Raw genomic sequence first — 11,188 nt, forward strand, 5'->3', positions numbered from 1 at the left:
GAGCAGATATTCCCATGTTATACCCAAGTTATCCACTTTTGTGTCCACAATTGTGGAGAACTACATACGTGTAATTTAAAGTTGATTAGCATATGCATAACATGCAAATAGATAGGAGCACAATAAGAATCAGTAAAGAATATATAGCAAAACGCTCATTAAAAGATGCTTTTTTAAGAATCGGATTATTAACTCCAAGCAAAGTAGCCAAAATTGTTCCAGTGATAAGACCACCAACATGAGCCTGCCAAGCAATATTTGGAATAATAATAGGCATAGCTAGAGTTAAAGCAATCCATATCAAAGTTCCTCGAGTATTTTCACCGAGTCTCCATTGAGCTACAAGAAGTGCCCCTATAAGCCCCATAATTGCACCTGATGCACCATAAGCCGACAAGAACCAGTTTCCCGTCATTCTGCAGTAAAGTAGGGTTGCAACGCATCCTCCTAGTCCTGAAATGGCATATAGGAAGAAGAACTTCCACCTGCCAAAGAATTTCTCTAATTCTATTCCGAGAGAATATAAGCAGAGCATGTTGAAAAATATGTGGCTAAATCCAGGAGAATGAACAAACATAGATGTAAACCAAGTCCAAATAGATTTTTTAATCAAAAATGGAGAAAATGCTGTATTCTCAATAAGTACTTGATACAAGTTTGGCGAAAAAGTATGAAGAATAATTTCAACAAGCCAAACAAACACACAAATATAAATGAGTGAATATGTAGCGCTTTTGCAATTAATCTTAAAACGCCTAATAATATTTTTTACATCAAAATTGTTCATAAAATAACATTATCTAATCGCATACACAAAGTTTAAATATTTGTAACCAATCTATATGATAAAAAAGATGCGAGTATTGAAAAAAATCACTATGATAGTGAGTACGCGAGTGAAACTCGATATAAATTGTTGACTTGGACGAGCAGGTCAGCTTGACGAAAGGAGCCATCATGGAGAACAGGTCCTCTGGCGGTTGGAAGTTCTTTGCACTGCTCTTTGGAGCACTGCTCGCAGGTATTGCAGCATTGTATGTATACAAGCAGCATAATCCTGATTATGATCCATGGGAGCAGCCATGGGAGAACAGCTCTTCACCAATCGATTTAGGTGCTGAAAAAACAGATAAGGAAGAATCTGAAGTAGCTAAGCCAGTTGAGGCTTAGATAGAATTAAAATTCTTATACTCAGATTTTTAGCTATATAAGGTGTGAAGTTCTGCACTTATAGTGCATAGTTTCACACCTTATTTTTTTTTATTTTGATATTTATTTTTAATTATTTTTATAAATAAAAAAGGCTGTGACCAACAAACGCTAGTCACAGCCTTTTTTATTAAAGCAATTTTTAAAATGCTTTTACATAATTATTCAGCAGTTGGAAGAGCGCCAGTGTGCCAAATGCGATCGAGGTAATCTTCGATAGAGCGATCAGAAGAGAAGTAACCAGAGTTGGCTACGTTCAAAACTGCCATGCGAGCCCACTTCATAGGATCGCGGTAAGTTTCCTCAATTTGAGCTTGAATATCCATGTAAGAGCTAAAGTCAGCCATTGCCATGAAGTAATCGTGAGTAAGCCAATCATTAACGAGTGGCTCATACGCGCTCTTGTCACCATTGGAGAATGTGCCGTCAGCAACCATGTCTACAGCAGTCTTCAATCGAGGATCAGACTCGTAGTACTTGCGGGAGTCGCCGTGATCGTAGCCTTCAGCATAGAGCTTCTCAACCTCGTCAACAGTCATACCAAAGAGGAAGAAGTTCTCAGCGCCAACGCGTTCACGAATCTCAACGTTTGCACCGTCGAGAGTACCAACAGTCAAAGCACCGTTCAAAGCGAACTTCATGTTACCAGTACCGGAAGCTTCCTTACCGGCCTGAGAAATCTGCTCATCCAAATCGGTTGCAGGAATCAAGTTCATAGCAAGTTCAATGTTGTAGTTCTCTGGGAAGAACACTGCGAGCTTGCCCTTGCATGCTGGATCGTTGTTCACAACGCGAGCAACATTGTTAATGAGCTGAATCGTAAGCTTTGCCATAGCATAGCCTGGAGCGGACTTAGCGCCGAAGAACACGGTGCGTGGAAGCATCTTGTCTACGTCGATTGTGCCATTCTTGATTCCAGCGTATGTGGAGATAACCTGGAGGATCTTCATGGACTGGCGCTTGTACTCGTGCAAACGCTTAACAATGGTGTTAAACATAGTATCTGGGTTGATTTCAAAGCCATACTTGTGCTTTGCAAAATCAACAAAGGCAAGCTTGTTCTGCTTCTTAACTTCAGCAAACTTCTTAACGAATGCTGGATCGTCAGCCAATGGCTTCAAACCTTCAAGAAGCTCCAAATCACCCTGCCATGCGTCGGTGCCCAAGCCCTCAGTAATAAGGGCAGACATGCGTGGGTTGCTCAAGCGCACGAAGCGACGAGGAGTTACGCCGTTAGTAACGTTCTTGAACTTATCTGGGTAAACGCTGGAGAAGTCCTTCAAAGTGACATCCTTCAACAACTCAGAGTGAAGCTCAGCAACACCGTTAACATAAGAACCACCGTAAGTAGCCAAGTAAGCCATGCGAACTACAGCACCTTCGCCATTTTCGTCAGCGTCGGTAGCGATACGCATGCGCTCAACCTGATCCTCAGCAACGCCTTTACCGCGAAGCTCATTGCGGAACTGCTCGCTGATACCCTGAATAATCTCAAGGTGGCGTGGCAAAAGTTCGCCAATAAGCTTTGCTGGCCAAACTTCCAAAGCTTCTGGAAGAAGCGTGTGGCAAGTGTAGTTGAAGGTCTTGGTGGTAATGCCCCAAGCGGTGTTCCAATCGTAGCCGTACTCGTCCATAAGAACGCGCATAAGCTCTGGAATACCGATAACTGGGTGAGTATCGTTCAACTGGAAGTTGATTTTGCTTGGGAAGGTGGTGAGATCCGGCTTATCCTGACCTGGATAGAATACGCGGATAGCATCATGAATAGAAGCAGCTACGAAGAAGTACTGCTGCTCAAGACGCAAAGCCTTGCCTTCTGGAGTGGAATCTTCTGGGTAAAGAATCTTAGAAATGTTTTCTGCTGCAACCTGTGGCTTAACAGCATCCAAGTACTCAGACTTGTTGAAGGTGAGCAAATCAAATTCGTCGTAAGACTTTGCAGTCCACAAGCGAAGAGTGTTTACGCGACCAGAGTTGTATCCTGGAACCATGTAATCAACTGGAACTGCGCGAACAGACCAAGCTGGTTTCCAAACGCGCTTACCGTTTTCTTCAACAACTTCGCCGCCGAAGTTAACGCGCTGATCTCGACCGTAATCGATGTGACCCCATGGCTCTTCGTTGCTAAGCCAGTAATCAGGGGTTTCTACCTGCTTACCATCTTCGTCGAAGCGCTGCTTAAAAATTCCGTAACGATACTGGATGCCGTAGCCAAATGCTGGCACGCCGATAGAGGCGAGCGAATCGATGAAGCAGGCTGCGAGACGACCCAAACCGCCGTTACCTAAACCTGGCTCATACTCAGCATCGATAACAGCTTTTGGATCGAAACCAAGCTTAGTTACAGCCTTGTTGAACTGGTCAGTAAGACCAGCGTTAAGCAAAGCGTTCTCAAGCTGCTTGCCCATCAAGAACTCTGCGCTCAAATAGCCCACAGCCTTGGTGTTGCCGTTAATCATGTCATGCTGGGTCTGCATCCAAGAGTCCATCAAGTGGCGACGGACCGCGGTAGCAGCGGCAACATACACATCAGCCGTAGTGGCCTGTTCTGGCGTGACACCTTGAGTGTACTTCAGATGTTCTTGAAGTTCTTTGGCAAATGTCGCCGCAGTTGTCTTGGCTTTCGGCGCGACGTGTTTAGTCATATTTGACTCCTTGTGCCGTGAATAATATATTTACCTAAAATGTGCGAATAGCAACCCTTGATTATGTTGGTTGTAGCCGCGCCAAATTGCACTTAACAAGACGGTACGCGGCAATGCACACGTTTTCATTGTTGATGATATCACAACCCCAAACACTTATTAAGAATTATTCACAATATGACTTTTATTAAACTTTTATCAGACTTTGATAAAACGCTACCAAAATCACAAACAATAGTCATGTAATTCATGAGATAATTCAAATATGACAGTTATAAGAGAAAAAGATATAAATCGCGCTAAAGAATCATTTAAATTATGGGAAAATAAGGCGAAGGCGTATGTGAAATCTTTGCAAGATAAGGAAAATTTCACATGTATTAACAGCAAAATTCTTGAAGTTAGTAGAGATGATGAAGCAATGGCTGTTAGGTATTCTCTTTATGTTTTGGAATCAATAGCGCCTGGATTTGCTGTAGAGGTAAGAGTAGCGCCCTGGGGAGCTATAAAAATCCTAGAAGGTCCACAATCAGATCCACACAATCTAACGCCGCCTGATGTTATAGAACTAGACCCAGATGTTTGGTTGCGGCTTTCCTGTGGAATAACAAAATGGAATTACGAGCAGCAAATTGGCAATATAAGTGCAATTGGAGAGCGAGATAACCTAAGCAATCTGCTGCCCGAACTCACAAAATCTCTTGCACGAGAATAATTTAATTCAACAATTTAATTCAACAATTACTTGTTTATTATTTTTAAATTACTTCTTATGCATAAAATTCGGCATAGGCATAGGAATATGGTGGTGGACCGTGCCAGAATTGCCGGACGATTTATCTTTATTAGCTGCAGACGCAGCTGCTTCAGCAGCCCACTTAGCGTAATCGTCTAAATCGTCATCGTTGCAAGGAACAGAATCGCACGAGTCTTGCTCTTCATTAGCGTCTTTAGAATCGCTATCATCAGCAAAATCAGACGAATCTTCTTCCTTATCAAGATAATCTTTAGATTCATCATAATTATCAGATTCAAACGGATCGAAGGATCCCTGACCAGGCTCGTGAGTATTAAGCTCCTTAGCAAGCTCGTCATAATCCGTATCGGTCGTCAGGTATTTGAGCTTACGGGCAATTTTCTGTTGCTTTGCCTTCTGTCGTCCGCGGCCCATCTGACCCCCTCTAATTTACCGAAACAATCAATTCATCACACAAGAGCGTACCACTGTGCCGCAACCGAGTATATTGTCTGAGTGGACTTTTACGATAAAAGCCATATTTTTAGGCTTAAAAATCGCAAGAAAAATCGCGTGCGTAAGGAGTTAGAAATGTCAGAAGAAGCACAAGTTACGGCTGCTGGAAATGAAATAAGTGCAAGCTTTGTAGCAGCTCAAAAACGTTCAGACGCAACGCTTGAGAAGCTAAAAGCAAATCCTAGCTCCTTTACTATGCTTACAGGAGATAGACCAACAGGAAGACTTCATTTAGGACACTACTTCGGTTCGATACGTGAGCGTGTCGCAATGCAAAATCTTGGCGTAAACACAAACGTGATTATTGCAGACTATCAGGTGATTACAGATAGAGACACTGTTGAACACGTAGAAGATAATGTACTAAATCTTGTTCTTGATTATATGGCTGCTGGAATTGATCCTAAGAAAACAATGATTTTTACACACTCCGCTGTTCCTGCAGAAAATCAGCTTATGCTGCCATTTTTGTCTTTAGTTACAGAAGCCGAATTGCATAGAAATCCTACTGTTAAAGCAGAAATGGAGGCTTCGGGTCATGCTTTAACAGGACTTTTGCTTACGTACCCAGTGCATCAAGCTTGCGATATTTTGTTCTGCAAAGCAAATGTTGTGCCAATTGGAAAAGATAATTTGCCACACATTGAGATTACGCGTACGATTGCTCGCAGATTTAACGAGCGTTATGCAAAGAAGAATCCTGTTTTCCCAGAGCCAGCTGCGATTCTTTCGGATACGCCAGAAATCCCAGGATTAGACGGACGCAAAATGAGCAAGTCTTACGGAAACTCGATTATGCTAGGCGCAACCGCAGAAGACACAGCGAAGCTGATTAAGAAAAGCCCAACTGATTCTGAGCGCACAATTACATTCGACCCAGTGGCTCGCCCACAGGTTTCTGCTCTTTTGACTACTGCTGGATTGGTTACTGGCAGAGATCCAAAAGATATTGCGCAAGAAATTGGTGACGCAGGTGCAGGAGCACTAAAAGCGTACGTTATTGAATCTGTAAACAACTTCCTTGCTCCACACCGCGAGCGTCGTGCGGAATTGGCAAAAGATATGGACGCTGTGAGAGATATTTTGCACGATGGAAATGCAAGAGCTGCTGCGATTGCGCAAGAAACACTTGATCAAGTACGCGAAGCAATGAACATGAAGTATTGATTAACAATGTTGATTAGCAATAATTAAATCTGATTAATTCTTGCTTGATTGCATACAAATAAAACGCCCAGTAGTCGCTGGGCGTTTTTGTTTAGGTTTATACTATTCGTTTTATCTTTTTATTTTCGATATAACTAAATGTCGTATCGCCAGCTTTTATCTGTTATAACTCGCGCAACAGCAAGTCCTAATGGCAAGCAAATAATCACCATAAAAGCGCGGAAAGTCCAATCTAAAGCAGGAAGAGTATTAAACTGTCCAAGATAAAACATTGCACGATACATATAAAGTCCAGGAACCATAATCACAATAGATGGAACAGTAAGACCAATACGCGGATAGCCCAAATATTGAGGCGCCCAACCTCTATGAACTACAGATCGCCAAGCGGAAGCCAAAAGACCAGCAAGCAAAGCGCCAGTAAATGCTGCGATTTCTGCAGCAATACCAAAATCAGCCATAGTTAAGCGCAAAGTATCGGTAATCGCGCCGATTATTCCAGCAACGAAACACATTCTTTGAGGAGAATTAAACAGAACGGAGAATCCCCACACGCCTGCAAACGCTGTAATCATTCTAAGAACAGCATTAAGCCAAGGATTTAAGCCCAGTGGAGTAAAGCCTTGGGGATTAAGTTGAACAAGGCTTGCAACCATCCAGCCAGCAAGAGTACCCATTAGAATAATCGCCATTGTGTAGCAAAGTCGCTGAATGCCAGAAGGAAAATCAATCTTAGCAATATCTAAGCCGCCTGTAATAAGAGGAAAACCTGGAATTACAAACAAAACAGAACCGATATAAGCTGTATTGTGGTGTAAGGCAGCAGGATCAAAACATCCAACAAGTCGAAGAGAAGCAATGCAACTCAAAGCGCCAACAGCAACAGCAATAAACGTTACAACAAATTGGTTTAGATGATGCATAAACATGCGTCTTCTAACATAATGACCAATGCCAGCTCCAATAAAAGCACCAAGCATATCGTAAGCGCCGCCGCCGAGCAAAAATGCGAAGGACGCGCACGCCACAGCAGACGCAAGACCTGCAAACCAAGGCTTATAAAGAGGCTTACGATTTTTAATTAAATCGAGACGGTCGTGAACTTGACGAACAGTAAGCGGCGCGGAAGAATCGCAAGCGGGATTTTGATTAGATAAAGCGGCGGAATTGTTTTTAAGATCTAAATTCAAATTATTTTGAGAATTTTGAACATTTTTGACATTTTGAACGTGAGAAAAATGCTCAGCATACGTTCTTTCTGGTTGAAGCGCAAAAATCCCGCGAGGTTTTTCTTTGCGAATCGCCTCTTGAATTGCCATTTTTTCTTCGACTTTTGCAGCGTGCTCCTCCGACTGCTTAGCTGTTTGAACAATCGCATTCTCATTGCTGCTAGCTTGAAGAGTGTCCACCAACTCCTTAGAAACAGCTGCCTTTGAATGATATAAGGAATCATTTCCAAGTTTAACGTTAAACCAATCTGCAAAATGTTCGAGAAGCCAAATTCTCTCCGTATTTACGCCAGTAGTAGGCAGATCAACAACTTCGGTAATGCGCTCATGCTTATCTGTGCAAGTAGCCTCAATATCGGTTAAATTAACGTCTGCACGAACATTTACACCCATAGGTTCGCCAACGCGGTGCATAAGCTCGCGAACGCGGTAGCTTCCAGTTCCTGCGCCTAAACCTAAAGCGCCAACTCGAATAATAATGCTGGATTTTGCTGCAATCCCAGCTTCCGTAACTGGTTTATCCCAATCGCGCTCAACATCTTCCATATCTAGCGGAATCGCGTGCGTTTGAAAGCGCCCAGAAGGCTTTCCTACTATATGACCAGTCGAAAGTATTTGTGGAGTATTGCCTATATTACTGTTTGAATTACTATCAGCGTTATTCTCTTCTATGCTCACAATTTTTAGTATACGCAGCGCGTAGCCTATAAGAAATTTATAGAAAAAATCAGTCCTAAGGTCGGTTCACAATTATTTTGGAATCTCGCTGGGAACAAAGGCTGTGGGCTTGCAACTTTTGACCTAAATAACCGCGGAGGAGCCGCGGAAGTCAAATGACCAAGCAACCTTATGACTAGCACAAGGAGGTCTGATGACAACTCAAAATCAACAGGTTACTCCAGCAGACGCAACAATAGTTACGTCTGGACTAGGAAGAAAAGGACCTGAAGAGCGCGAACTGCCAGCATCGCTTAAGCAAGACATGGATTTATGCTTACATATTCTGCGCGATGTATTAGGCGAATTTGATGAAAAACTATTAACCGTATTCGACGAAGTGCGATTAAACGCAGTAAACGCAAGCACAGCACACTTCGCACAAATGGTTGATGCACAAGGAACAGAAGACGACGGGCTAAACAAAGCTGTAGAAAAAATCAACGGCATGGATTTGCCAGATATGCAGCTTCTTGCGCGTGCGTTTGCTACATACTTCCACTTAGCAAACCTGTGCGAAGAAAACTACAGGGTCTCCGTGCTGCACCAACGCGAATGCGAAGTAGAAGAATCTAATCCCGTAGACCCAGTTAACGAGCTAACATGCGCATACCACAAGTTGCTCACGGAAATGAGCCCTGCGCAAGCTAAGGAACTGCTAAATAAACTTGAATTCCATCCAGTTTTCACAGCGCATCCAACCGAAGCGAGACGAAAAGCTGTAGCTGGTAAAATCCGCAGAATATCAAAGCTTCTAAGCAAACACAATAGGCTAGGAGGATCAGACAAGCGCGAAAACTACAGGCGTCTATACAACGAGATAGACGCATTGCTCCGCACCTCGCCTATTGCTCTTAAAAAACCAACACCAGTTGAAGAAGCAGACACAATACTCGATATATTCGACGCAACATTATTCAACACAATTCCGTTGGTTTATCGCAGATTTGACGATTGGCTTTTGGGCAAAAAAGCTGGATTAGTGCCACCGCGATGCCCAGCATTCTTCCACCCAGGAAGCTGGATTGGATCCGATAGAGACGGAAATCCAAACGTTACAGCAAAGGTAAGTAGGCAGGTTGCGAGCAAGTTTAGCAACCACGTTTTGAAAGCGCTGGAAGAACGCACGCGCGAAGTTGGCAAATGCCTGACTATGGAAACACGCACAACGCCTCCAAGCGTTGAGCTGCTGGAACTTTGGAACCGCCAGAGGGAAATGAGCGAGCAGCTCACTGAAAACGCGTCCGACGTATCTAACAGCGAGCCGCATAGAGCCGTTATGCTTGTGATGGCAGATCGACTACACCACACGATTAGCCGCAATACAGACTTGATGTATCATTCTTGCGAAGAGTTCATTGAAGATTTGCGGATAGTGCAACGTTCGCTTGCTGAGGCTGGAGATGCTCGAGCAGCATATGGACCATTGCAGGATTTGATCTGGCAGGCGCAAACCTTTGGATTCCACATGGTGGAAATGGAGTTCCGTCAGCATTCGCTCGTGCATTCGCGCGCTTTGGAAGATATTCGCGAACATGGTTTGCACGGGGAGCGTGGACCGCTTCAGCCAATGACTCGCGAAGTTCTAGACACATTCCGCGCGCTTGGAGCAATTCAAAAGCGAAATGGAATGCGAGCGGCTCGCCGTTACATTATTTCGTTTGCAAAGTCTGCTCAGCATGTTCGCGATGTATTTGAGCTTAATCGCCTTGCGTTTGCGCATCCACAGGATGCTCCAACAATTGACGTAATACCACTTTTTGAGCAGCTAGAAGATTTGCAGAATTCGGTTAATGTTCTTGAGGAAATCATTAAGATTCCAGAAGTTCAGGCTAGACTGAAGGCTACTGGTCGCAAGATGGAAGTTATGCTCGGCTACTCCGATTCTTCCAAAGACGCAGGTCCTACTTCTGCAACACTTGCATTACATTCTGCTCAAGAACGTATTGCACAGTGGGCTAAAGATCATGACATTGATTTGACACTATTCCACGGCAGAGGAGGAGCTGTTGGACGAGGCGGTGGTCCTGCAAACCGTGCTGTTCTTGCTCAACCAGTTGGTTCAGTAAATTGCCGATTTAAGCTTACTGAACAAGGTGAGGTTATTTTTGCTCGCTACGGAAACCCAATTCTTGCCATTCGTCACTTGGAATCAGTAGCTGCAGCAACTTTGCTTCAATCTGCTCCAAGCGTTGAGAAAACCAACACGGAAATGACTCATAAGTATGCGGATATGGCTCAAAAGCTTGATGTTGCAGCGCATAATCGTTTTATTGATTTGCTTCAAACAGATGACTTTACGCCTTGGTTCTCAACCGTTACTCCGCTTAGTGAGATTGGTTTGCTCCCAATCGGATCTCGCCCTGCAAAGCGCGGTCTTGGTGCAAAGTCTTTGGACGATTTGCGCACAATCCCGTGGGTTTTCTCTTGGGCGCAAGCTCGAATCAACTTGGCAGCGTGGTACGGCTTGGGTACAGCTTGCGAAAAGTTTGGCAATTTGGAAATTCTGCGCAGAGCTTACGAAGAATGGCCGCTGTTTAGTACTTTTATTGACAACATTGAGATGTCTTTGGCTAAAACAGACGAGCGAATTGCTCGCATGTATCTAAGCCTTGGAGATCGCGAAGATTTAAGCGATAAAGTGCTTTCGGAAATGCAGCTTACGCGCAAGTGGGTTTTGCAAATTGTTGGTGACAAGTGGCCGCTGCAACATCGTCATGTGCTTGGTCAAGCGATTCGCGTGCGCTCGCCTTACGTGGACGCGCTTTCTGTAATTCAGTCACTTGCTTTGCATAAGCTTCGCAACAAGGTGGATAAGGAAGAATTGAGCGAAAGCCAGCAAGCAGAGTTCATCTACCTGATTCTCTGCACTGTTTCCGGTGTTGCTGCAGGCTTGCAAAACACTGGATGATTTTAATAAATTACTGAATCAAGAAGGCTCTCGTATTTGCGAATTGCAATACGGGAGC

The 11,188-nt window shown here is 43.8% G+C and carries 8 protein-coding genes; 4 read left to right on the top strand and 4 right to left on the bottom strand.

Going from position 1 to position 11,188, the window contains the following annotated elements:
• Positions 1 to 85: 85 nt before the first annotated feature.
• The gene (locus HXT20_RS00105; RefSeq protein ID WP_004116470.1) at positions 86 to 787 is read right to left on the bottom strand and encodes a rhomboid family intramembrane serine protease; all 702 of its coding nucleotides are present in this window, start codon (positions 785 to 787) and stop codon (positions 86 to 88) included.
• Positions 788 to 957: 170 nt separating this feature from the next.
• Here HXT20_RS00105 and HXT20_RS00110 point away from each other — a divergent pair, with 170 nt between their 5' ends.
• Positions 958 to 1,170, top strand: a complete 213-nt coding sequence (locus HXT20_RS00110; RefSeq protein ID WP_004113993.1) for a hypothetical protein — start codon at positions 958 to 960, stop codon at positions 1,168 to 1,170.
• Between the two features lie 200 nt (positions 1,171 to 1,370).
• Here HXT20_RS00110 and HXT20_RS00115 read toward each other — a convergent pair whose 3' ends face one another.
• Entirely contained in the window at positions 1,371 to 3,854 is a 2,484-nt protein-coding gene (locus HXT20_RS00115; protein WP_004113991.1) for a glycogen/starch/alpha-glucan phosphorylase, read from the bottom strand.
• A 265-nt stretch (positions 3,855 to 4,119) separates the two neighbouring features.
• Between HXT20_RS00115 and HXT20_RS00120 the strand changes: the two genes are divergently transcribed.
• Entirely contained in the window at positions 4,120 to 4,569 is a 450-nt protein-coding gene (locus tag HXT20_RS00120) for a sterol carrier family protein (RefSeq protein ID WP_004116474.1), read from the top strand.
• Between the two features lie 48 nt (positions 4,570 to 4,617).
• Here HXT20_RS00120 and HXT20_RS00125 read toward each other — a convergent pair whose 3' ends face one another.
• Positions 4,618 to 5,025, bottom strand: a complete 408-nt coding sequence (locus tag HXT20_RS00125; RefSeq protein ID WP_004113981.1) for a DUF3073 domain-containing protein — start codon at positions 5,023 to 5,025, stop codon at positions 4,618 to 4,620.
• Positions 5,026 to 5,181: 156 nt separating this feature from the next.
• Between HXT20_RS00125 and trpS the strand changes: the two genes are divergently transcribed.
• Positions 5,182 to 6,273: a tryptophan--tRNA ligase gene (trpS, locus tag HXT20_RS00130; RefSeq protein WP_004116481.1), complete on the top strand. Its 1,092-nt coding sequence runs from the start codon at positions 5,182 to 5,184 to the stop codon at positions 6,271 to 6,273.
• A 134-nt stretch (positions 6,274 to 6,407) separates the two neighbouring features.
• Here the strand turns inward: trpS and HXT20_RS00135 are convergent, their stop codons facing one another.
• Positions 6,408 to 8,180, bottom strand: a complete 1,773-nt coding sequence (locus tag HXT20_RS00135) for a threonine/serine ThrE exporter family protein (protein WP_065189339.1) — start codon at positions 8,178 to 8,180, stop codon at positions 6,408 to 6,410.
• Positions 8,181 to 8,373: 193 nt separating this feature from the next.
• On the opposite strand from HXT20_RS00135, the gene HXT20_RS00140 reads away from it, so the two are divergent.
• Positions 8,374 to 11,130 (top strand): phosphoenolpyruvate carboxylase, encoded by a 2,757-nt coding sequence (locus HXT20_RS00140; RefSeq protein WP_422114335.1) that lies wholly within the window; start codon positions 8,374 to 8,376, stop codon positions 11,128 to 11,130.
• Positions 11,131 to 11,188: the final 58 nt, after the last annotated feature.

This window comes from Gardnerella sp. DNF00109 (assembly GCF_049262845.1).
Lineage (GTDB): Bacteria > Actinomycetota > Actinomycetes > Actinomycetales > Bifidobacteriaceae > Bifidobacterium > Bifidobacterium vaginale.

Coding starts and splice junctions, on each gene's coding strand:
- HXT20_RS00120 (WP_004116474.1), top strand. CDS start 4,120: ATGACAGTTATAAGAGAAAAAGATATAAATCGCGCTAAAGAATCATTT.
- HXT20_RS00110 (WP_004113993.1), top strand. CDS start 958: ATGGAGAACAGGTCCTCTGGCGGTTGGAAGTTCTTTGCACTGCTCTTT.
- HXT20_RS00140 (WP_422114335.1), top strand. CDS start 8,374: ATGACAACTCAAAATCAACAGGTTACTCCAGCAGACGCAACAATAGTT.
- HXT20_RS00125 (WP_004113981.1), bottom strand. CDS start 5,025: ATGGGCCGCGGACGACAGAAGGCAAAGCAACAGAAAATTGCCCGTAAG.
- HXT20_RS00105 (WP_004116470.1), bottom strand. CDS start 787: ATGAACAATTTTGATGTAAAAAATATTATTAGGCGTTTTAAGATTAAT.
- trpS (WP_004116481.1), top strand. CDS start 5,182: ATGTCAGAAGAAGCACAAGTTACGGCTGCTGGAAATGAAATAAGTGCA.
- HXT20_RS00115 (WP_004113991.1), bottom strand. CDS start 3,854: ATGACTAAACACGTCGCGCCGAAAGCCAAGACAACTGCGGCGACATTT.